General features: G+C 63.1%; 21 protein-coding genes and 2 pseudogenes. 6 read left to right on the forward strand and 17 right to left on the reverse strand.

Features of this window, described 5'->3' with window-relative positions:
• Positions 1–132 (forward strand): annotated as a pseudogene (locus H9634_RS14575) (IS481 family transposase); the annotation flags it as partial.
• 2 nt (positions 133–134) lie between these two features.
• Here the strand turns inward: H9634_RS14575 and H9634_RS14920 are convergent.
• Positions 135–1,277: a PDR/VanB family oxidoreductase gene (locus tag H9634_RS14920; RefSeq protein WP_191726748.1), complete on the reverse strand. Its 1,143-nt coding sequence runs from the start codon at positions 1,275–1,277 to the stop codon at positions 135–137.
• 179 nt (positions 1,278–1,456) lie between these two features.
• Here H9634_RS14920 and H9634_RS11255 point away from each other — a divergent pair, with 179 nt between their 5' ends.
• Complete coding sequence (locus H9634_RS11255; RefSeq protein WP_191726749.1) at positions 1,457–2,515, forward strand: nitronate monooxygenase; 1,059 nt, start codon at positions 1,457–1,459, stop codon at positions 2,513–2,515.
• Between the two features lie 3 nt (positions 2,516–2,518).
• Here H9634_RS11255 and H9634_RS11260 read toward each other — a convergent pair whose 3' ends face one another.
• Positions 2,519–4,411, reverse strand: coding sequence for a gamma-glutamyltransferase family protein (locus H9634_RS11260; protein ID WP_318245094.1), 1,893 nt, complete (start codon positions 4,409–4,411; stop codon positions 2,519–2,521).
• A gap of 158 nt (positions 4,412–4,569) precedes the next feature.
• On the opposite strand from H9634_RS11260, the gene nrdI reads away from it, so the two are divergent.
• A complete protein-coding gene (gene nrdI, locus H9634_RS11265; protein ID WP_102162214.1) occupies positions 4,570–5,049 on the forward strand; it encodes a class Ib ribonucleoside-diphosphate reductase assembly flavoprotein NrdI in 480 nt (159 codons plus the stop codon).
• Between the two features lie 29 nt (positions 5,050–5,078).
• Positions 5,079–6,131, forward strand: a complete 1,053-nt coding sequence (gene nrdF, locus H9634_RS11270; RefSeq protein WP_191726750.1) for a class 1b ribonucleoside-diphosphate reductase subunit beta — start codon at positions 5,079–5,081, stop codon at positions 6,129–6,131.
• 381 nt (positions 6,132–6,512) lie between these two features.
• On the opposite strand, the gene H9634_RS14925 is transcribed toward nrdF, so the two are convergent.
• The 14 genes and pseudogenes from H9634_RS14925 to H9634_RS11340 all read right to left on the reverse strand — a co-directional run bounded on the left by H9634_RS14925 (position 6,513) and on the right by H9634_RS11340 (position 17,410).
• Positions 6,513–7,262 (reverse strand): helix-turn-helix transcriptional regulator, encoded by a 750-nt coding sequence (locus H9634_RS14925; protein WP_191726751.1) that lies wholly within the window; start codon positions 7,260–7,262, stop codon positions 6,513–6,515.
• A gap of 191 nt (positions 7,263–7,453) precedes the next feature.
• Entirely contained in the window at positions 7,454–8,035 is a 582-nt protein-coding gene (locus H9634_RS11280) for a hypothetical protein (protein WP_191726752.1), read from the reverse strand.
• Between the two features lie 49 nt (positions 8,036–8,084).
• Positions 8,085–8,831 carry an ABC transporter permease gene (locus H9634_RS11285; protein ID WP_191726796.1) on the reverse strand — a complete coding sequence of 249 codons (747 nt, stop codon included), beginning with the start codon at positions 8,829–8,831 and terminating at the stop codon, positions 8,085–8,087.
• 2 nt (positions 8,832–8,833) lie between these two features.
• A complete protein-coding gene (locus H9634_RS11290) occupies positions 8,834–9,577 on the reverse strand; it encodes an ABC transporter permease (protein ID WP_259800060.1) in 744 nt (247 codons plus the stop codon).
• Entirely contained in the window at positions 9,574–10,479 is a 906-nt protein-coding gene (locus H9634_RS11295; protein ID WP_191726753.1) for an ABC transporter ATP-binding protein, read from the reverse strand. Before H9634_RS11295 ends, H9634_RS11290 begins: the two co-directional genes overlap by 4 nt.
• Positions 10,480–10,592: 113 nt before the next feature.
• Positions 10,593–11,266 (reverse strand): annotated as a pseudogene (locus tag H9634_RS11300) (response regulator).
• On the reverse strand, positions 11,263–12,510 hold the full coding sequence (locus tag H9634_RS11305; RefSeq protein ID WP_191726754.1) for a sensor histidine kinase: 1,248 nt from the start codon (positions 12,508–12,510) through the stop codon (positions 11,263–11,265). The pseudogene H9634_RS11300 and the gene H9634_RS11305 overlap by 4 nt, the downstream one beginning before the upstream one ends.
• Before the next feature lie 94 nt (positions 12,511–12,604).
• Entirely contained in the window at positions 12,605–13,414 is an 810-nt protein-coding gene (locus H9634_RS11310; RefSeq protein ID WP_191726755.1) for an ABC transporter permease, read from the reverse strand.
• A gap of 13 nt (positions 13,415–13,427) precedes the next feature.
• Positions 13,428–14,354 carry an ABC transporter ATP-binding protein gene (locus tag H9634_RS11315; RefSeq protein ID WP_225210873.1) on the reverse strand — a complete coding sequence of 309 codons (927 nt, stop codon included), beginning with the start codon at positions 14,352–14,354 and terminating at the stop codon, positions 13,428–13,430.
• 195 nt (positions 14,355–14,549) lie between these two features.
• Positions 14,550–14,675 carry a keywimysin-related RiPP gene (locus H9634_RS11320; RefSeq protein ID WP_191726756.1) on the reverse strand — a complete coding sequence of 42 codons (126 nt, stop codon included), beginning with the start codon at positions 14,673–14,675 and terminating at the stop codon, positions 14,550–14,552.
• Between the two features lie 53 nt (positions 14,676–14,728).
• Positions 14,729–14,845: a lasso RiPP family leader peptide-containing protein gene (locus H9634_RS11325; protein WP_191726757.1), complete on the reverse strand. Its 117-nt coding sequence runs from the start codon at positions 14,843–14,845 to the stop codon at positions 14,729–14,731.
• 60 nt (positions 14,846–14,905) lie between these two features.
• Positions 14,906–15,268, reverse strand: coding sequence for a lasso peptide biosynthesis B2 protein (locus H9634_RS15010; protein WP_191726758.1), 363 nt, complete (start codon positions 15,266–15,268; stop codon positions 14,906–14,908).
• A gap of 47 nt (positions 15,269–15,315) precedes the next feature.
• The gene (locus tag H9634_RS11335) at positions 15,316–15,570 is read right to left on the reverse strand and encodes a lasso peptide biosynthesis PqqD family chaperone (protein WP_191726759.1); all 255 of its coding nucleotides are present in this window, start codon (positions 15,568–15,570) and stop codon (positions 15,316–15,318) included.
• Positions 15,557–17,410, reverse strand: a complete 1,854-nt coding sequence (locus H9634_RS11340; RefSeq protein WP_318245095.1) for an asparagine synthase-related protein — start codon at positions 17,408–17,410, stop codon at positions 15,557–15,559. The genes H9634_RS11335 and H9634_RS11340 overlap by 14 nt, the downstream gene beginning before the upstream one ends.
• 773 nt (positions 17,411–18,183) lie before the next feature.
• Here H9634_RS11340 and H9634_RS11345 point away from each other — a divergent pair.
• Both H9634_RS11345 and H9634_RS11350 read left to right on the forward strand, forming a co-directional pair.
• Positions 18,184–18,471 carry a hypothetical protein gene (locus tag H9634_RS11345; RefSeq protein WP_191726761.1) on the forward strand — a complete coding sequence of 96 codons (288 nt, stop codon included), beginning with the start codon at positions 18,184–18,186 and terminating at the stop codon, positions 18,469–18,471.
• Positions 18,472–18,640: 169 nt separating this feature from the next.
• Positions 18,641–19,354, forward strand: a complete 714-nt coding sequence (locus H9634_RS11350; RefSeq protein WP_191726762.1) for an HdeD family acid-resistance protein — start codon at positions 18,641–18,643, stop codon at positions 19,352–19,354.
• 165 nt (positions 19,355–19,519) lie between these two features.
• Here the strand turns inward: H9634_RS11350 and H9634_RS11355 are convergent, their stop codons facing one another.
• On the reverse strand, positions 19,520–21,055 hold the full coding sequence (locus tag H9634_RS11355; RefSeq protein WP_191726763.1) for a sodium:solute symporter family protein: 1,536 nt from the start codon (positions 21,053–21,055) through the stop codon (positions 19,520–19,522).

The raw sequence follows: 21,055 nt of genomic DNA on the forward strand, positions 1-21,055 counted from the left end.
GCCAGTGAGAGTGCTCGCGAAAACTCGTACGCAGCGTTCTTGCATGACTACAATCACCATCGAGCCCACACCGCGATTGGGGGACTCTCACCAGCAGACCGCGTTCACAACCTCACCGGGAAGTACATCTAGGCTCAGATGTCGAGGACGATCCGGTCGGTCTGGGCACGCGAGACGCAGATCATCATCGTCTCCTGCGCCTCCTTCTCCTCATCGCTGAGCACATGATCGCGGTGATCGGCCCGCCCGTCGAGGATCGTCGTCTCACACGTCCCGCAGGTGCCCTTCTGACATGAGCTCAGGGTCCGCACTCCAGCGGCACCGAGGGCTGCGAGGATCGACTGGCCGCAGGCCACCCGCACTTCCTCGCCACTGGTGGTCTCGACGGTGAAGGCGGTGTCCGTTCCCGAGGCGCCGGCCGCCTCGGCCTGACCGCTCGCCGTGGCTTCGGCTGTCGGTGGGGCGTCATCGTCGAAGTCCTCGAAGATCACCTCGATGCCCTCGGCCTCCATCCCGGCGGCCAGCGCACGCATGAGCGGAACGGGGCCACAGGTGTAGACGACCGGACCGCCTTCGGTGCCCTCCGCCTCGGGCGCGGTGGCACCGGAGGCACGCGCGGTGGCGAACCAGTCACGGGCCAGGGCGACGACATCGGGCCGGCCGGTCTCGGCGGTGATGCGCACATCGACCCGTTCGGATCCGTGGGAGTCGATGAGGTCGTCGGCGAACGCCATGAGCTCGTTGCGGCGGCCGACGTAGATGAGGTGCCAGTCGAGGCCGGCGTCCTCGGCGTCGTGGATCATCGCGGAGATCGGGGTGATGCCGATGCCGCCGGCGACGAAGAGCATCGGTGCCCGGCGCTGATAGCCGAAGGTGTCGCGCGGTCCGCGGATGAGCAGGCTCGTGCAGTCGGCGAGGTGCTCGTGCAGCCAGTGGGAGCCGCCGCGGCCGGTCGGCTCGTCGAGAATCGCGACCTTCCAACCCTGGCTGCCGTCGGGTTTCGAGCACAGCGAGTAGTGGCGGATCGCCGGGCCGTCAGGCAGCGGGATCGCGACTTCGAGGTGCGCGCCGGGAGTGAACGCCGGTTCGCCGCCCAGCGGCGGAGCGAAGGTGATGGAGAGGATCCCGCGGGCGACGGCCTCGAGTGACTCGATGCGGGCGGGCCGGAAGCCCTGCCGGATGAGCATGTCGATGTCCGGTCCGTCGAAGCTTGTGATCGACGGGCTGCCGGCCAGCGGCTGAGCCGGCTCGGTGCTGGTGTCTGCGAGTGCTCTCACGCCTGTCCCTCCTGCCGGCCGATGATCGCGGCGGCATCAGTGATCTGCCTCTCGATGACGACCAGTCTGGCCGATCCGCACCCCCGTGGGCGATGCCGGTTCCCGAACCCTGAGAAACCGCCGCCCACCCTCGCCCGCGCCCCGTTCCGCTGCGCCGATGGCGCTGTTACCATGCAGATATGACCGCCTCTGATGCCGCCCGCCCACCTGTCACCGAGCTGCTGGCCACTGCCCGCCCGCTCGTCGGTGCCCCGATGGCAGGCGGAGCCACCACGCCCCGGCTGGCCGCGGCGATCGCCGCTGCTGGCGGGTTCCCGTTCCTGGCCGGCGGCTATCTGACCGCCGAGGCCCTGCGGGTGCAGATCGATGAGTTCCGGCAGCTGGCAGGCCATGTGCCCTTCGGCGTCAACCTCTTCGTGCCCGGGCAGGCTGTCGTTGATGAGGCTGCGTTCGCTGCCTATGCCGACCGGCTCGCCCCGCTGGCCGATGAGCTCGACGCGCCGATCAGCGTCCGCCCGGTCATGGACGATGACGATCACTTCGGCGAGAAGCTCCAGGCGCTGCTGGCCGACCCGGTTCCGGTGGTCTCGCTGACGTTCGGGCTCCCCGCCCCCGAGGCGGTTGCGCGTCTGCACGCGGTCGGCACCTGTGTGCTCGCCACGGTGACGGACGCGCCTGAGGCCGAGGCGGCGGCCGGGATCGGCTGCGATGGTCTCATCGTGCAGGGCAGCCGGGCCGGCGGGCATGCCGGCACCCATGATCCGCTGCGGGCGGTGGCCGAGGTTGAGACCGCTGATCTGGTGCGCGAGGTGCGTGAGCGGGTGGATCTGCCGGTCATCGCCGCTGGTGGTGTCGACGGTCCCGAGGCGGTGGCCGCTCTGCTCGAGGCCGGTGCGCTGGCCGTGCAGGTCGGCACGCTGCTGCTGCGCACGCATGAGGCAGGCACCTCGGCGGTGCACCGGCAGGCACTCGCCGACCCAGACTTCACCCAGACCGCACTGACCCGGGCGTTCACCGGGCGGCTGGCCCGCAGTCTGCGCAACCGGTTCATCGACGACTACGCGGCCGCTGCTCCGCCTGCCTATCCGCAGGTCCATCACCTGACCAAGCCCATCCGCACCGCGGCGGCGAAGGCCGGCCAGCCCGACTGGGTGCACCTGTGGGCTGGGACCGGCTGGCAGTCTGCACGCGAGGAGCCGGCCGCTGCGACGCTCGCCCGGCTGACACCGCCGCGCTGAGGGTCACCGTCCGGCGGCGTATCCCTGCATGCCGCGCGGGTTCGCCGCCGCCTGCATGATCCCGGTCTCCGGGTCGTAGGTGACGCAGGAGAGCCGGCCGAGTGACCAGTCTCCTGCCCGGGAGACGTCGTGGCCGCGGGCGATGAGACCGTCGATGACCTCATCGCCGAGCCGGTCCTCAACCACAGCACCGCCGGGAGTCCAAGTGCGCGGCCAGAACGAGCCCGGCAGCGCGGTCGTATGGAACGCCGGTGCGTCGATGGCCTGCTGCGGGGTGTAGCCGCCGACGAGCATCCGCAGGATCGCCAGCAGCTGCCACTGATCCTGCTGATCCCCGCCCGGCGTGCCGATGGCGATCACCGGTGTGCCGCCGCGGCTGATGAGCGTCGGGGTGAGCGTCGTACGCGGGCGCTTGCCGGCGGCCAGCCGGGAGGGGGAGTCCTCATCGAGCCACATCATCTGCAGGCGGGTGCCGAGGCAGAAGCCGAGGGCTGGGATGAGCGGGGAGGACTGCAGCCAGCCGCCGGATGGGGTGGCGGAGATGATGTTGCCCCAGCGATCGATGACATCGAGGTGACAGGTGTCGCCGCGCACCGCACGCGGGGTGGCGTTCGTCTGCATCGTCGGCTCACCGGCACCGGCTGCCGAACCGACGGAGGCTCCCGCATCGGCACCGACCGCCTGGGCTGGCAGCTCGAACTCATCACCGGTCACCAGCGGCGGCACGAAACCAGGCTCGCTTGCGTCGCGGAGCCCGGGCCGGAAGTCGAGGGAGGCCCACTCGCTGATGAGCTTGCGCCGGCTGGCCGCGTACTCCTCACTCAGCAGAGTCTCCAGATCGACCTCTCCGTGGCCGTAGTGGGTGTCGCGGTCGGCGAGCGCGAGCTTGAGAGCTTCGAGGATGGTGTGCGCGCCGCGCTCGGTCGACGGGTCGAGGTCCGCGTCATCGAAGCCGTCGAGGATCCGCAGGGTCTGCAGCAGCACCGGGCCCTGCCCCCACGGGCCGGTCTTGGCGATCGTGTGGCCGCGGAACTCAATCGACACCGGCTCCTCGTACCCGGCTGAGAACCCGGCCGTGTCCTCGACGGTGAGCACCCCGGCGTGCATGGTGCCGCTTGAGTGCATGTGGGGTGCGCGGATGAACGCGGCGGCTTCTTCGGCGACGAAGCCTTCGCGCCACTCCCGCCTGACCGCCTCGATCCGGGCGACCCGCACGTCGCGATCAGCCCCACCGTCCCCGGCAGCCCCGCTATCCCCAGCCGGCCCGGCCTCATCGCCAGCCGCCAGCAGCCGCCTGAGCGTGCCCGCATACCCGGGCATCCTCACAAGATCACCGGGCTCGGGCACCTGACCGCCGAGCAGCCATTGCGCGGCTGAACTGGGCCAGTGCGCCCGGAACGTCTCAGCTGCCGCAGCGACCGCAGCACAGGTGCCGGCGTGGATCGGGTGGCCGTTCTCGGCGTAGCCGATCGCGTATGCGAGGACATCGGCGATGTCCCAGCTGCCGTGATCGCGCAGCAGCACCAGCCACGCATCGACCGCACCCGGTACGGCCGCAGCCAGCGCTCCGGCACCAGGGACCATGTCGAGGCCCTCGGCACGGAAGTGCTCGATCGTCGCCCCGGCCGGGGCTGGGCCCTGACCCATGAGCACCTGCGGCACCGGCGCCTCGGCGGTGGCGAACAGGCCGGTCATGTCCCCGCCGGGGCCGTTGAGGTGGGGTTCGACGACGTGGAGGACGAACCCGGCCGCGACCGCTGCGTCGAAGGCGTTGCCGCCGCGTTCGAGGACCGCCTGCGCGGTCTGGGTGGCCAGCCAGTGGGTCGAGGCACTCATGCCGAAGGTGCCCTGCAGCGTGGGGCGGGTGGTGGGATCCGGCGGTGGGGTGAACGTCACGGCAGCTCCTTCGCATCGGCTGCCTTCAGCCTACCGGTCACGCGCACCGCGCCCGAGGCGCTGGCCACCTGAGGAGACGGTGAGCGGACCGCCCCTTCTGTGCTATGTTCGTGGATACGAACTTCATTCTTCGCTATCACTAACTGCAGGAGGTTGCGGTGTCTCGCCTCGTGTACTTCTCCTCGGTGTCGAACAACACCGCCCGCTTCGCCGAGCGCCTCGATGAGGCCGGTGTGCGGATCCCGCTGCGCCCGCGTATCGAACCGATGATCAGCATTGATGAGCCGTATGTGCTCATGCTGCCGACCTACGGCGGCGGGGCCGTGCGCACCGCAGTGCCCAAGCAGGTGCTCGCCTTCCTCTCACACGACCGGGCGCACCGGGAGCTCGTACGCGGGATCATCTCGGCTGGCAACACGAACTTCGGCACCGCCTACTGCCTGGCCGGCCGGGTGCTGTCTGCAAAGCTCGCCGTCCCGGAGCTGTACCGCTTCGAGCTGCTCGGCACCCCCGAGGACACCCGCAAGGTCAACGCCGGGCTCGCCCGGTTCTGGACGACCGGGCAGGCCGAGGAGATCGCGCTCACCCGTGAAGCCCATATCGCCGCCCGCACACGCCAGCGCACCCTGGCCGGCTGAACCACCCTGTTGAGAAGGAGCATCCCCGCATGACACCGAACACCCAGACCACCGCAGCCACCAGCACGCAGGCGCGCACCGCCTCGGGCACGGAGGCTGTGTCCCCGCCCGGCTACCGGAAGGATCCGGCCGCCCGGCTGCGGCCGATCAACTGGAATCGGGTGACCGATGAGAAGGACCTGGAGGTGTGGCAGCGGCTGACGGCGAATTTCTGGCTGCCGGAGAAGGTGCCGCTGTCGAACGATCTGCCGGCCTGGCATCAGCTGACCGAGACCGAGCAGACGCTGACGATGCGCGTGTTCACCGGGCTGACGATGCTCGATACCCTGCAGGCGACTGTCGGGGAGATCGTGCAGATCGCTGATGCGCGCACCGAGCATGAGGAGGCGGTGTACACGAACATCGCGTTCATGCAGTCGGTGCATGCGCGGTCGTATTCGTCGGTGTTCTCAACCCTGACCTCGACTCCGGAGATCGATGCCGCCTACCGGTGGGCGATCGGCAACGATGTGCTGCAGGCCAGGTGCAAGGCGGTGCTCGTGCACTACTACGGGGAGGATCCGCTCAAGCGCAAGGTCGCCTCGACGCTGCTGTCCTCGCTGCTGCTCTACGCCGGGTTCTATCTGCCGCTGTGGTTCTCGTGCCGGGCGAAGCTGACGAACACCGCGGACATGATCCGGCTGATCCTGCGGGACAAGGCCGTGCACGGCTACTACTCCGGGTACAAGTACCAGCGCGGGCGCGAGGCGGCCTCGGCACAGCGGCGTGAGGAACTCGATGCGTTCGTCTTCGCGCTGCTCGATGAGCTGTACCAGCTGGAGCTGGCGTACTCCGGCGAGCTGTACGAGTCGCTCGGGCTCATGGACGATGTCGCAGCGTTCGTGCGCTACAACGCGAACAAGGCGCTCATGAATCTGGGCTATCAGCCGCAGTTCGCGCCTGCGGAGACCGCGGTGAATCCCGAGGTGCTGGCAGCGCTGTCGCCGGAGGCCAGCGAGAACCACGACTTCTTCTCCGGATCCGGTTCCTCGTACATCATCGGCGAGACCGCCGAGACCCTCGACGAGGACTGGGACTTCTGAGCCGGCCGGGGATCGAGTGCCCCGGCTTCACCGCCCGATCCCCGGCCTTCCCTTCACCGCCCGATCCCCTGCTCTCTCTGCGGCCGCCTGGGGCACTGGGGCGATTCACGTTCGGATCCCTTGTCCTTGTCTGCGGGGCGGGGCTGATAACAGAGTCTGTTAGTAGCACGCCATTCAGTGACCTCTCCGTCGGTAGCGTTGAAGCGTGGTACAAAGACATAGAGGACGAAGCCAGCAACGGCGACACTGCACCCTGTGATACCCAAGCGTGTGCTTTCCTTCCTCCGCCCTAACGCCGCTCGCTGGCGACCAATCCGCGGAATCATCTCACCGGAGGCACGACCACCGGCACCGCCCTCGACGAGAGCGAATGGAGACTGATCAAGCATCTGATTCCGACTTCCCCGACTCCTGATGCACCTTCCTGTACTGTTTAGGGGTCATCTCAGTACACTCACGAAAGGCCTGGCAAGCACGACTCCGGCTGTTCCACCCCACCAGTCTTCCGACCTCTCCAATAGGCAAGCTCGTCTGGCGGAGAAGACGTGCCATTTCTTCAACCCTGACGATCGTAAGGTAGGCCAATGGCGTCTTGCCATAGGTTGCTGAGAAGACACGTGACAACTGCTTCGGCGAGAGATGGATGGCTTCCGCCAACTTGTACAGCGTCCATTGTTCCTGTGGATTCTTCCTGAGCATCTCCCGGACTTTCACAGCCTCACCTCTAGCTGGGGCGAGAATCTTGCCCGATAGAACGGGCCTGGATTGGGATCTCTGGATGGTGAAGTTCCGCACCGAACTGATGTTGATGAGTGGAGATAAAACGTCCATAGTCGAGGACCAGAGCGCCTGCACCCGATGGAAGTGTTCTGGTCGTCCGCCAGAGTCACTTAGTTGGGTCAGTTCATCCAACCACGGCGATACGACTGATACCTTTTCGAACCCTGGCTTCAAGATCTGCACCGGCTCTGCATTAAGCGTTCCAGCGACCTCCAGCGCATCGAACCGATCGCAAACGCTATTGGAGTACTGCCAGAACACCTGATCGACGAAATAGTTGGTGTCAACGTAGATCGTCGTCGCGGTTAGAGATCCTTTTGGCGCACCCTCAAACAGGACATTGGGACTCACCAACAGACAGTCGCCCTCACGAACCAAATTTGACCCCAAGTCTGTGGTGATAGTGGCCGCCCCGAAACGAACTACCACCAGCTTGACGCACTCCTGACTCTCTGAGCCAAAGGGTGCGTGAAAGATCTTCGATCGGGCGGTTAGAGCAAAGCAATTCTCTTTTTTCCTCAACACCGAACTCGTCTGACTACTTAGGTAGGCACCGGTATCCATGACGCAGTCACCGCTTGTCCGATCATCGCTGTTTCGCTATCAGTTGAAGTCCGGGAAGCAAGATAAACGACCCTCTGGTCGCCGGTAGGCACAGATGTGACCATGCAGCCGAAACCTCGTGGTGTGATCAGCGCGGCGGCAAATGCGTCCACTGTGCCGAACAACATCAGGAAGAGGATGGGGCGTTCATTTGATAACCCGCACACCAGCACACTCCGGACACTTGAGGCGCGAAGAACCTGCTCCCTCCTGCGATGATCAGCAGGCGAATGGAAGAAGGCGCGCTGACCAAGCGATGCTCCGGTGTACAACCCAAACACGACGGTGGAACGCAGCAGCACGAGGCGCTCTATTCCTGTAGCATCGTGGGCTACATTGATGCACCAAGCGACGAGACCAGGCCCCGCGCCATTTAATACCGGCGCCGTCAGCTCCCAGCTATGGCGGGTAAAACAAGTCGGAAACACGGCTAATGCCCCTGCAGCACGGACCAGGGAGGTCGGTGCGGCCCTTCTGAACGCCTTCGAGACGTCCGCTTTCCATCGTGAATAGGGTGGCATCTCACACGCTCCCTCTGCACTACGTTTGTCCACCAGTGGTCACCGGTCTTCAGAAGTCCTTTCGCTCCAGCCACGCCACGGAGCCGAACAGCAGAACGACGGTGAGCAGGCCTGATGCTCCCAGCACGGTGAGCACATCAACTGCGCTGATGTGACCTGAGTCGGCGAAGGTTCCGGTTCCCAGCTGCGTCGTCCGGCCGATGAGCGCATAGGGGAAGACCCATACGAGGCCGGGAAGCTCAGCCAGCAGCAGGACGACCGCGAGCCCAGCCCCGGTGAAAGCCACTGCGATTGGGACTGCGAAGGAGCGGAAGATCATCGACAGCCCGGACTGCAGCACTGCCACCGGCAGACATGCCACGGCGATCAGCGCGGTGATGCCGAGGTAGTCGGGCGGGGGCATGCCGGGAAGCCCGAAAACGAGTTTTCCGACAGCGGCGACGGAGCTTAGCAGAAGGATCTGCATACCGGCAGTGAGCAGACTCAGGGAGCCAGCCTTTGCAGCGACGATCCGCCACGTCGACGTGGGACCGCTCATGAGGGCGTTCCAATTGCCGCCCTGATGCTCGCTGCGCCAGACCAGTGAGGCGAGGATTCCGATGCCGACAGCCAAGGGGAAAAGCCCGTAGAAGACGGCTGAGCGCAGCCACATCGTGTGCCATCCATCGTCTGGCTGTTCGCCTGCCATGAGCGTGTTCACCGCACCGGAGAGCACCATGACCAGCGGTAGCAGGAACACCACTGTCCAGCTCAGAGAGCGCTTGAGCTTGATGAACTCGGCTCGCAGGGCCTGCATGATCATGCCTCCTTGTGGTCGAAGAAAGTGGTGACGGCGGTGAAGCCGAGGGCTGCCAGCGCCGCAAGAGCGGCGATGCTGACGACTGCCGGGCGCTGGAGCATTAGCTCTTCTCCCTGGTACTCGGCCACAGCCACCAATGAGTAGTAGCCCCATGGAGTGATGTGGGCGATGGCTGCGGGCATCGCTGAGGCGAAGACGCCGAAGAGAGTGCCGAGCACTCCTATCCCGAGACCGACGAGCTGATTCTGGATCCGGGCCGCCAGCAGGATGTGCAGCCCCAGCACCACCAGGTTCACCGCGAGCACGCAAAGGGTGTATCCGACCCACAGCCCCCATGGCGGTGCACCGCCGTCGCCAGCCAGCAGACCGAACGCCAGCACCAGGAGACTTGCTGTGATCGTCGCCAGCCCGACACCGGGACCCGTGGTCAGCAGCTTCAGCCGACACAGGGCTCCTGGAGTGACGCGGGATGTCTGGGCGAAGATCCACCCATTGGACTGGTGCTCAATGTCGACCTGCCGGCTGGCCAGCACGGCCAGTAACAGTGGAGAGCAAACTGGGAAGGCCAGGCCGATGCCGGCCAGCAGTGCGCTCCAGCTGTCCTGTGGGCTGGAGAATGCCGGGCTGGTGGCTGCGCTGGCGATGGTCAGCCCGGTGACAGCGACAGCCAGGGCAAGAGTCATCAGTCCCGTTCGCAGCCGTCTGGTCTTGGTGAGCTCAGCAGCCAGGGCGGAGGCCTTCACAGTTCTCCTCCCCCGGTGAGGTGCATGAACACGTCTTCCAGAGACTGCTCATCACGACGGGCTTCGTAGATCTCATCGCCGGCATTGACCAGGTGCCTAATGAGATGTGCAGCACCAGTGCTGTCCAGCCCGGAGACTCTCACGGCGCTGCCGTCGATGTGAGCATCAGCTGCACTGTTGAGCAGAGAACGGGTATGCCGAGGATCGGGAGTGCTGAGGATCAGGTCGGGCAGCGAGGCGGTGAAGAGCGCTTCGCGGGATCCCTGGAAGAGCATCTGCCCGCCAGAGAGGATCCCCAGCATATTGGCGGTCTTGTCGATCTCTCCGAGCAGATGGCTGGAGACCATGACCGTGACCCCTCCGTCGGCGAGACGGCGCAGCAGTTGTCTGATCTCGTCAATGCCGGCAGGGTCCAGGCCGTTGGTGGGCTCATCCAGGATCAGGAGCCGAGGCTGGCGCGCCAGTGCCATGGCGATGCCGAGGCGCTGCTTCATGCCCAGCGAGTAGTTGCGGACCTTCTTGTTCATCTGCTTGCCGAGGCGCACGGTGTCCACGGCGAGGGCGATCTGCTGGTCGGAGAGGCCCAGGAGTCGCTGCACGACTCGCATGTTCTCCGCACCGGTGAGGTGCCCGTAGCCTGGCGGGGATTCGATCAGTGAGCCGATGCTGCCAAGAAGCCTGCGCCGACTGTGTCGGCTCATCGGCTCCCCGAAGATCTCGATGGTCCCACTGCTGGGCCGGATGAGCGACAGCAGCATCTTCATGGTGGTGGACTTCCCCGAGCCGTTGGGGCCCAGGAACCCATAGACGCATCCTTCCGGGATGCGCAGGTTCAGATCGTTGACCACAGCGGTGTCGCCGTAGCGTTTGCTCAGGTGTTCGGTGGAGACGACGAAGCTCATGTCTCCACTGTCGCGCCGCGGCACCTGCCGGCACATCTGGCCGCAGACATATCTTCGCCGTATCCCTCAGGGCATACATGGGACGTCAGCGGCGGAGCATCACACCGACCGGTTCACTTCGGGGATGAGGATGCTGTGATGAATCCGCTCTCATAGGCCAGCACTACCGCTTGGACGCGATCCCGCAGGTCGAGTTTCGTCAGGATGCGTCCGACGTGGATCTTCACGGTGCCTTCGGAGACCACCAGTTCCTGCGCGATCTCAGCGTTGGAGTGCCCCTTGGCAACCAGTTGCAGCACCTCATGCTCCCGCGGGGTCAGCTGGGAGAAGAACCCTCGGTCCAGGGGTGCATCGTCAGCCAGCGGCTCCGCCGTGAAGTGATGGAGCAGCCGCCGTGTGATGCGGGGGCCACTACAGCATCGCCTTCATGGATGTGCCGGATCGCAGCGACTATCTCCTCGACCGGGCTGTCCTTCAGCAGGAACCCGCTGGCGCCGGCTTTCAGCCCCTCGTAGACGTATTCGTCCAGGTCGAAGGTCGTGAGGATCAACACCCGCGGCCCGTTGTCGATCCTGCAGATGCGACGAGTCGCCTCGACCCCGTCCAGCAGCGGCATCCGAACATCCATGAGCACAACGTCGGGCCGCGTCTGAGTCGCCAGTTCCAGCGCGGTTTCCCCGTCGCCGGCTTCCCCGACGATCTCGAGGCCGTTCTGCTCCTCAAGCACCATCCGGAATCCCGTGCGGACCATCTCCTGGTCATCGACGAGCACCACGCGAATGCTCATGTCTGCTCCTCCTGTCCGCTCCGCAGCGGGAGCTGTGCTCTCACCTGGTAGCCGCCTGCCGGCTTCATCCCGGCATCGAATCGTCCGCCATAGGCGTGGACTCGCTCGCGCATGCCGATGAGCCCGCGACCGCTATGCACGTCTGACTCCGCATGATCCGAGTCTCCACAGCCGTCATCGTCGACCTCAATGTGGACTTCGTTGAGCGTGAGCGTGATGCTCACTGCTGCGTGGGAAGCGTCGCCGGCGTGCTTGCGGACGTTGGTCAATGACTCCTGGACGACGCGATAGACCGCCAGCTTGATGCCTGAGGGAATCTCAGCGGGACGCTCGCCACGGATCGTGAGCTCGGCAGGAACACCCAATGTGCGGAACTCAGCCACGAGAGCGTCGAGCTGATCCAGACCAGGCTGCGGAAGCGCCTCGGGATCCTCACCGTCGCGCAGCACCCCCAGCATTGTGCGCATCTCAGCCAGAGCTCGGCGGCTGGTGTCTCGGACGCGCAGCATCGACGTTCTCGCCTGCTCCGGATCGCTTGCGACTTTCGCCGCTGCCCCGTCCGCCAGGATTCCCACCGCGCCGACGTGATGTGACACCACATCGTGGATCTCGCGGGCGATCCGAGTCCGTTCCTTGGCGGCGGCGGCACGGGACTCGGCGTCACGTTCACGTTCGAGCTGCTCGGTCCGCGACCGGAGCACGTCCATGTACTGCCTGCGTGTGCGCACCAGCACTCCCCATGTGCAGACCCATACGACGGCCAGGAGAAGGACTCCCAGCTCGCCAATGCTCAGAAAGCCCTGCGAGACCTGCGGGAGACCGGCCGTGAGCGACCACGCCAGCAGCGCGAGTGTCGCAGGAACCGCGACTGTCCATCTGGTGCGCGAAGCCACGTTGTAGAGGGCCAGCAGCAGCATCACGTCTGCTGCCAGCAGCTCGACTCCCAGCAGCAGCTGTACAAGCGCCGCAGCGAAAGTAAGGATGAATACCGCCACCGGGCGGTGGAGCCTCAACAGATAAGGCAGGCACAGGGCCGCAGAGACAAGCACGCCCGTGCCGCTCCAGAGCTCATCCGGAACAGATGCGAATTGGATGGGCAGGTTGTAGGTGAAGACGGCGGTCACGATGAGCGTGTCGATCAACCGAACACGTTTCGTCGGCCAGCCAGTGTTCTTGTCGAGACGCTGGCGGGCGTTCCACAGTCCCTGAACCGGAGGGGAGTCCGACTCTCTGAGCGTTCCCATCAGACCGATCTTATCGTCGCAGAGAGGTTCGGGACGTACCCGCAAGCCAGCCGGCATATGTAAACCTCTAACCTAGTAGTAATCTAGGCCTGGTCTACTTCATGCGGCGTCCCACAGCACGGCGCGACGATGTTCGCAAAACGTAGATGGCCATGGCGCTGCCGATCACAGCCCATACGCTCAGCGTGCCAGCAGCTTCGAGCAGATGCCGTGATTCCCCCTGCTCATCCACCAAAATTACGTCCGGGAGCATTGCCCCCCTGACTCCAAAGGTCAGCCAGTAGAGAGGAAACGCCTGACCAACGAGCTGAAGCGCGGGCGATTGGAGAGATAGAGGATAGAAGACACCCGACACGGCAGTGAGCCCCATCAACAGCAATGAGACGAAGCTTAATTGACGGGGGTGGCGAAGAACGGAACCGAGCACCACACCGATTGGCAGCATAGCAATGACCCCTAACGGAAGGACCCAACTCAGAGTCAGCAACGAGGTGATCCTGTGTAGCGCGAACCCGTCGAACAGGGTCATCGATAGAGCCAGAACTACGGTGAAAGTGGCTAGGCATAGAAGCGCCTGGCTAACAATTTTCCCCAGGAAGTACCCGAACGCACCGTGAGGGGTTGCCCGGGCCCGATGCAGGGTTCCGTCCTCTCGCTCAAGCAACAGCGTAGACGCTATTCCCATCAGTCCTGTGAACAAGATGTTCATCGAAATAATTCCTGGAACTGCGTACTGCCCCAAAGAATAATCGGTATCGACGAGAGGCATATTCCGTAGCAGGTACATCACGAAAACAGCCAACGTCGGGAAGAAAATATAGTTAACGATTGAGCTGAGATTGTGACGTAACTCTATGACTCCACGGGAAAGACCTATGCCGAACAAATAACGCAGACTTACCATGGACCTATCTCCTCTAGACTTCAAGGCTGGACAGCTCGGCCGTGGCATCCGCAGATTTCTCTTCGCGAACCATGCATAGATAGGTGTCTTCCAAGGACGATGGCTCCACTCGTAACCCTGAGATCATTGGTCCTGCTCTTTCGAGGAGTGAACAGAGATAATCGGTGACCTCGTCATGGGCTAGACGCTGATGATACTCATCATCTCGAATGAAGTACGATACAGCGACCGAACCCGAGTATCGTGCAGCCAGCTCCTGCGCGCTTCCCTCTGCTGAGATCCGACCGTTCATCAAGATAGCGATTCGGTGCGACAACGTCTCTGCCTCCCGCAAGTCGTGAGTCGTCAGTAGAATCGAGGTCTTACGTTCTTCCGTGAGACGGCTAATAAGCGCGTGGAAATCCGATCTGGCTTCAGGGTCGAAGCCCACCGTCGGCTCATCCAGGAATAGGACCTCTGGATTCCCTACCAGCCCGATCGCAACGTCAAGCCTCCGCCTCTGCCCTCCCGAAAGCTTCGCGACCGGCCTCATAGCTTGCTCCTCCAGGCCCACTTGCTCAAGAAGCTCGTCTGCGTCGTATGGGCGGGGCCGTTCAGTGGTGCTGTAAACCTGGTAGTACCGGCCGATGTGGGCAAGTAACTCGCGAACGCGCCACTTCCTATGGTCCCGCCAGGATTGAAGAACTATGCCCAATCGAGCCTTCCAGGCCTCGTCGCCGTGGTCAGGATCGGTACCGAGAACCCGAACCTCGCCACCGGACCGCTTTCTGAAACCTTCCAGAATCTCCACTGTAGTGGTCTTTCCTGCACCATTCGGCCCAAGTAGGGCGAGGACCTCTCCAGTGTGCAGGGTTAGATCTATGCCCTTGAGCACGGCCCCTTGCCCATAATTCATCGTCAGCCCGGTTGCTTCGATGGTGGGAGTTTCGGCCCACTTCATTGGGAACCCTTTCGCTTTGCTCCGCAGATGGGATCTGCCGAAAATGCTGTAAAGGAAGGAAGGCTGGCCAGGCACTCCCGGCCAGCCCTCCAGTTTGCCTCACTCCAACGACGCACCGCCCGTATGAACTCATAGCCCTAGTACAACCTATAGTTCCTGTACGGAGCGTCATTGCCGTGAAGACCAGTTGCTGGATCAACCTTCAAAAGAGTGGTCGTCCAGGGGCAGGATCTGCTCATCGTGCGGACCGATGAACTCACCCGTGTCCTTATGGAAGTTGCCCAGCTCCAGGAGCTGAGGGGCTTCATAGGTGAGTGCCATGTTGAACACCTCCTTTCTCATATACGAAATCGTGGTGTTGGGCGGACAGCTGCTCAGGAGCGGTCCGCAATGGGGAACCAGCCCTCTGCCTGTCCGCCGATGCCAGCAGCGGTATCGGCCTGGAAGCTGCCCAGCTCGACGACGACCGGGGTCTCGTAGGTCTTCAGCATTGCGACTACACCTCCTTCCTTCCGTTGATTCTTACTGCGATCGGGGGCACCCGATCGGCTCTACACCGCCACCTTGAAAAAGGCGCGGTAGTCTGTCGCGCTGAGGGGTTCATCGACGATTCGCCCCTCGGCTTCTACCCAGGCGTGCGCGGCGAATGGCGGTACGGCGAGAACTCCGACCGACCATGTTGGCCAGTAGCCGCGCATCCGACAGTAGAGAGCGGTAGCCAGGGATCGCACCAGACAGGCTTCTCCTCCTCGGCAGTAAGGACTCGCAGTGAGGATCTCGTCTCGCGCTTGCTTGGCTTGCTCGTACGCCGATGGTTCAGCACCCGCACTAATAAGACGTAGCACCGAGCGAATCCTCTTAGGAGAAGCCCGTCGAAGTAGCTTTGCGATTCCAACCGCGAGAGACGCTCTCATTCGCTGCGAAACGCTCAACTTGCTCGGAAACTCTGGCAGGACTAAGGTCACAATGCCCCCAATTCGGCTAGCTTCTTAGCGACCGCTTTCACGTCTTTACTTGCACGCACCGGATCAATTCCGTAGCGCTCTACGAGCTGCTGAGCAGCGTGAGCTTCGTCGTGATCCTCTTCGAGAGACCTCAGGACCAAGGAGGCAGTTTCATTGATATGCCAATACCCACCTGTATCCTCGTCGAGCAACACTTCTCCATACTCGGTCGCAACTCGGGACACTCTTGCATTCTTCTTAAACTGTTTCATGAAACTTCCCAAGTGAGATTCGAAATTCGTCTCGAGCAGTGTTCCAATTCCGAAGAAACACCGCAGTATCCGTCAGAGAATGAAAGTACCCAGCCGGTGGAGCCGTAGCTTTAGGAGCCGCAGATTCCAACAATGCATTACTGTCAAATAGACCGTTATCGAGAAGGCCGGAGTACTCCCAGAGCCGTCGCAAACTCTGGAAGTGAGTCGAGTAACCGCGTACCGGCTGGGGACCGGCCCCAATCTTATTAGTCCTTCTCAGATACTCACCCGGGAGGAGCCCTTCCATCGCCGACTTCATCAGGGGCTTCCACTCAGTGGGTGTATCGCGCTCTTCGTAGCGGACGCTCAACACTGCTTCTACAACACGATCGTCGAGGAGTGGGGACTCGAAATCGATGCCGTAATAGCGTCCGGTCATCATCATTCCCCGAGTTAAGTAGCCCGCCTGACGCAAGGTGAACAGATCGAAGTGCTCGGCCAGCGTTGAGCCCAACGGCTCTGCTTCCGCCGAAACACTCTGCAGTCGTTCGGAAACTTCTTTCCGAGTCGGGGCGCTGATCCAATGCGGGAGACCGAGAGGAATCGACCAGTCGCTGAGATTGGGGATGCCATTGCCAGATTCATCATGAATTGCTCGCTGACAGTCGTCGGAAAGCCACTTTCGGTAGTTCCTGCAGTCCGCCAGCTGAAGCAACGTACGATGCGGAGGTTCGCCAAGTGGAATACCCTCTGCACGCGCTCTCCGCCACGCTCGTAGGGGCTTCTTACGTGCGAGAGTATGATCCCATGCCCGCACTCCGCGTAACAGGTGGTCCCCTCCGAGACCGTTTAGATGCACATTCACTTCACGCTCGAGATCATCTTGGAGCATAAAGCTCACTCGCGGGACAGAAGTGATGGCCTGTGTGGGCTGGTCAAAGGCCACCGTCACATCTTCAAGACCTTCGTAAAAGGCAGGAGTCAGGCTGGCGGACTGAACGACATGCTCCGTGATCCCCGGCATCGCAGGCACAGCGCGTCGCGCCCATGCGAGGTCCTCACGCCCGCCCGGGTCTTCGGTGTAGTACGTGTAGCCCACTACATCGGGATGAGCATGCGCCGCAAAGTACGTAACTGGCGTCGAGTCGAGTCCCCCGGAGAGATCGCTCGCGATTCGACCCTCCTCATGAACCCTAGTTTCGACAGCCTCGCGAAGCCTTTCAGCCAGCAGCTGACCCCCTTCGCTCCGCGAAAGTGTCGGTGCCGGCCGAGTCCACCATTTGTTATGCCGAACCAGACCCGTGTCGGAATCGAGCACCGCGTACTCCCCGGGAGCGACAGCATCAACTCCCTTCCATAAGGTCTGCTGGTCAAACGGGTGAGGGAGACCGCGCGCTAAGCTCAACACGAGGGCTACTTGGTCAATAGGACGGTCCCCAAGCATCGCAAGTGTGTCTGCCCGGTCTGCTATTACCGAGACTCCCTCGATCGTGGACGTAAACAGCCGCCGAGTCGGAACGGCAGGACCGCTGGCGAAGAGGGATCGCCCAAGCGCGGCAAAGACGATGTAGCTTCCAGAGAAGTCCGAGCTCAATGTGCGAAGTTGGTCAACGTGTCGAACTCCCATGGTCCGACTGGCAACTGTCGAGGTGTCCAAAGATGTCCTACCGACAACAGCTACTTTAAGCCTGCCTTTGGAGTGATGTGTGACGTGCTCGTCAGGGAGGTTTCCTACCAGCCACGGACGCCCAGAATCATGCTTCAACACAAGATTCGAAGCCGGCAGAAGCCGTGTAGCGAGCGACTCGGCCTGCTCAGTGTCTGGGAAGCCGACCACAAACGATTGACGTCGGTTCATGCTGCAGCACCTCCTACTTGACGTGCGCTGAAATGAGCGTGAGCCCGCGTTGTCGAAGTGATCCGTACACGTCCATTGCTACATAACGACTACTGATCAGGAAAGGACTCGGGCCCACCCCTGTCTCCTTCCCGAACACTCGTGTCCCTATCCCGTACAGAAGCGCTTTCCTGAGCAGTCGAGGTGTTCAAGTGTCTTGGAGCCTGCAACGGGGAATCTACTTACCGCAATAGGTCTGATCTCAGCCTCGTTCACACTGCGTAGACAGCAGGTAGCTGCGAGTACTGCGTCTCCTGGAAAGAGCCCCTTGCCAAGAATGACGCACGCTACCTGAACTCCTGAGCGCAGTTAGGAGGCAGATTACGTGCCCTCTTTCAATCGTTAGAACAGACCGAACCCGGACAGGCGCGAGCCACAACTTCTGTAACCAGACGGACCCGCGGGACTGTTCCATCGGCTGACCCTGGCCGCGACGAGTCGCTGGAGAGCATCGACAAACGGGGGCTGAAGCTCATGCTGGACGTCCAAATGAACTTCAGGTACCGGCCGCACAAGACGAGCAGTGTACTTCCGATCAGCCTTAATCCGTCGAATCCCTATCACTTCTGAGGCAAGAAGGGAACCAGTCCCATTGGATGATTCAGCTTCACTCCAGAACGTCAGACCTGACTTCCACAATTTTTGGGGTCTTCTTCGTTTCTGGAACTGTTTGTGCTGTCAACGCGTTGCGCGGTTCGCTCGTGGGTAACTACATGGGTGTCTAGAATGGGGTTATGAGCCCGTTCGTCCGTCGTGTTCCTGGAAGACCGGGAGTCACGCTTGTGCAGATCGTGGACAAGTCTGGCGGGCAGTACAAGATCGTTAAGCATATTGGTTCGGCTCGAACCGAAGCGGAACTGGCTGTGATGATGGAAGAAGCGCGTGAGTTCCTCAATCCCGGCCAAGGTGTTTCGGACTTCGGTGCTGTCGACTACGCAGCGGTCGGCCATACCGTCGCTGCCGCCGACCCAGTCAGCGAAGACGTCGCTCACATCCGCGTCGCAATCACACCGCCAGGGTAACTACAGTTGTGGAAGTCAGGTCAGATGTGAATGTAGCCAAGTCTGCAGCAGCCCCCACACGGCTCCTTTTGGGAATAGCTGTCTGACCTGGTGCGTTTCCCCGATAGGCAGACCGCCGCGGAACAGCATCGGATTCCGCCGGCTGCGCCGAACTGTGAACAGGAGCCCTATGAGCCATCCCTACGACGACTACGATGCCAACCCTCTGGCCGCCCTGCAGCGCCGCGCCAGCCGCGGGCTCATCATCCAGGGTGTGCTCGCGCTGCTCACCGGTGCCGTCATGTTCCTCTGGCCCGGCGCCAGCCTGCAGGTGTTCGCCTGGCTCGTCGGCGCCTGGCTCATCATCAACGGCATCCTCGGCATGGCCTCCTGGCTGCGCGCCCGCGATGCCGGCCGCGGCGGCACGATGCTGCTGGCCGGTCTGCTCAGCCTCATCCTCGGCATCATCATCATGCTGCTGCCCGAAACCGCAGTGCTCGCCCTCGTCGCATTCATCGCCTTCTGGGCGTTCCTCCTCGGCGTGCTGCAGATCTTCGGCTCGTTCACCTTCCGCCGCATGGGCCTGCGCAGCTGGTGGGTGATGCTCATGAGCGGCATCGCCGGCCTGGCGATCGGCCTCGTCTTCGTCTTTAACCCCGCTGCCGGCGCTGTCTCCCTGCTGTGGCTCGTCGCCGGCTTCATGCTGCTCGTCGGCGCCGTCGCAATCGTGCTCGGCGTCCGCGTCGGGCGGGCGACCCTGCCGACTCCTGCGGCCGGGTTCGGCCCGGCTGCCTTCAACCGCGGCGGCGGTTTCGGCACCGGCGGGCCGGTCGTGCAGTCCGACACCGTCGACCGCGATGACGAGGACCGCGAAGATCCCGAGGATCCGCCACAGCTGAGGTGACTCTCCCCGGCCCAGCGACACTGCCCGGCCGAGGTGACTCTCCATTGCCGAGGTGACTGGCCTCGGGCCCGGTGAACGCGAGCGCCGCCGCAGAAAGATTGCTGCGGCGGCGCTCGGCATCTCAGCTCCACGTGTGCTGGGCGGCGCAGCGTCCAGCGGTCCGGCTCAGCTGGTGCGGCCGTTGCGGGAGTTGCGCGCAGCCTCAGCGGCAGCGTCGTCAGCGGCAGCGTACTCGCGCACGATCTGCTCAGCGGACTCGTCGGTGCCCTTGCGCGACTGGTGCATGAAGCGCTCGGTGCGCTCAACGTCCGGCTTCGACATCAGCGACACAGCCACATAGAAGATGAGGCTCAAGCCCAGGCCGATGAAGATCCGGGTCGGTCCGTCATTGGGCCAGAAGTACGGCAGGGGCAGACCGAGCTCGACGAGGAACCCGTAGATCGTGAAGCTCGACCCGGCGATGATGCCGGCCACCGCGCCCTTCTGCGTCGCCCGGCGCCAGAACATGCCCATGATCATCGGGAAGAACATGCCGGCTGCCAGGATCTCGCTGGCCAGGCCGAGGAGGATGAGCGCCTCCGGCAGCTGGATGGCGATGAGGAAGCCGAGCACCGAGGCGATGACCGTGCCGATCATTCCCACGCGCACCTTCTGCTTGTCAGAGACCCGGTTGCGTTTGATCTTCGTGTATAGCTCGGTCATGTACAGCGAAGACAGGTTGAGCGTCGTACAGATCGTCGACATGATCGCTGCGGCGATGCCGATGAAGACGAGCACACCGAAGATCGGCCAGAAGCGCTCACCGGCGAGGGTGGCAACGACGCCGTTCTCCGGAACTTCGGGGAACACGCCGATCGAGGCGATGCCGGCGGCGACGACGAGGAAGTACAGCGGAATGAAGTACGACAGCGCGAAGCCGGCGGTCCTGCGCGCGTCACGCGGGGTGCGCCCGGCCTGCATGCGCTGCCAGGCCGCACCCTCGATGAGGAAGGCAAGCGCGAAGCTGACGACGAAGGCGATGTTCGGGGTGAAGCCGGCGAACAGGTTGAAGTAGTCATCAGGCCGTTCGGTCGTCGCACGCTCCATGACCGGTTCGAAGCCGCCGGAGAGGATGAGCGCGCCGACGAGCGTGATGAGCAGGCCGAGCAGCAGCAGCCCGAACTGGATCGTCTCGGTGAGCACGACGGCACGGAAGCCGCCGATGGTGGCGTAGAAGATCGCGACGACGATGCCGATGAGCACGGCGAGGACGAAGTTGATGCCGAAGAACGCGGCGAAGAACTTGCCCAGTGCGACCATCTGGGAGGCACCCCAGACGACCATGTAGATGCCCATGACGAGCGAGAGCAGAGTGCCGGTCAGCCGCCCGTAGCGCATGTTCATGACGCCGTCCTGGCTCAGCACACCGATGCGGCGGATGATGGGGCCGATGAAGATGAGGGCGACGACTGCGATGACCGTCGGGCCGCCGAGCACCCACCAGGATCCCATACCCTGCGAATTGGCTTCATCGATGGAGATGAGCGCGGAGTTGCCGCCGTACCAGGAGGCGGCAAACGCCATGGCGAGCATCCAGGCGGGCATGGTCCGCCCGCCGAGGAAGTAGTCCGTGCCGGAGTCGGCGCGCCGGCGGTAGAACGACAAGGCGATGAGCACGCCGAAATAGACGAGCAGTGCGAGGACGAACCAGAGCGGATTCAT

It is taken from the genome of Brevibacterium gallinarum, assembly GCF_014836885.1.
In the GTDB taxonomy this organism is placed as follows: Bacteria; Actinomycetota; Actinomycetes; order Actinomycetales; family Brevibacteriaceae; genus Brevibacterium; species Brevibacterium gallinarum.

Coding starts and splice junctions, on each gene's coding strand:
- H9634_RS11285 (WP_191726796.1), bottom strand. CDS start 8,831: ATGCAGGCCCTGCGAGCCGAGTTCATCAAGCTCAAGCGCTCTCTGAGC.
- H9634_RS11315 (WP_225210873.1), bottom strand. CDS start 14,354: ATGAAGTGGGCCGAAACTCCCACCATCGAAGCAACCGGGCTGACGATG.
- H9634_RS11350 (WP_191726762.1), top strand. CDS start 18,641: ATGAGCCATCCCTACGACGACTACGATGCCAACCCTCTGGCCGCCCTG.
- H9634_RS11345 (WP_191726761.1), top strand. CDS start 18,184: ATGAGCCCGTTCGTCCGTCGTGTTCCTGGAAGACCGGGAGTCACGCTT.
- H9634_RS15010 (WP_191726758.1), bottom strand. CDS start 15,268: ATGAGAGCGTCTCTCGCGGTTGGAATCGCAAAGCTACTTCGACGGGCT.
- H9634_RS11355 (WP_191726763.1), bottom strand. CDS start 21,055: ATGAATCCGCTCTGGTTCGTCCTCGCACTGCTCGTCTATTTCGGCGTG.
- H9634_RS11335 (WP_191726759.1), bottom strand. CDS start 15,570: ATGAAACAGTTTAAGAAGAATGCAAGAGTGTCCCGAGTTGCGACCGAG.
- H9634_RS11295 (WP_191726753.1), bottom strand. CDS start 10,479: ATGAGCTTCGTCGTCTCCACCGAACACCTGAGCAAACGCTACGGCGAC.
- nrdF (WP_191726750.1), top strand. CDS start 5,079: ATGACACCGAACACCCAGACCACCGCAGCCACCAGCACGCAGGCGCGC.
- H9634_RS11280 (WP_191726752.1), bottom strand. CDS start 8,035: ATGCCACCCTATTCACGATGGAAAGCGGACGTCTCGAAGGCGTTCAGA.
- H9634_RS11340 (WP_318245095.1), bottom strand. CDS start 17,410: ATGAACCGACGTCAATCGTTTGTGGTCGGCTTCCCAGACACTGAGCAG.
- H9634_RS11320 (WP_191726756.1), bottom strand. CDS start 14,675: ATGGCACTCACCTATGAAGCCCCTCAGCTCCTGGAGCTGGGCAACTTC.
- H9634_RS11255 (WP_191726749.1), top strand. CDS start 1,457: ATGACCGCCTCTGATGCCGCCCGCCCACCTGTCACCGAGCTGCTGGCC.
- H9634_RS11305 (WP_191726754.1), bottom strand. CDS start 12,510: ATGGGAACGCTCAGAGAGTCGGACTCCCCTCCGGTTCAGGGACTGTGG.
- H9634_RS11325 (WP_191726757.1), bottom strand. CDS start 14,845: ATGCTGAAGACCTACGAGACCCCGGTCGTCGTCGAGCTGGGCAGCTTC.
- H9634_RS11310 (WP_191726755.1), bottom strand. CDS start 13,414: ATGGTAAGTCTGCGTTATTTGTTCGGCATAGGTCTTTCCCGTGGAGTC.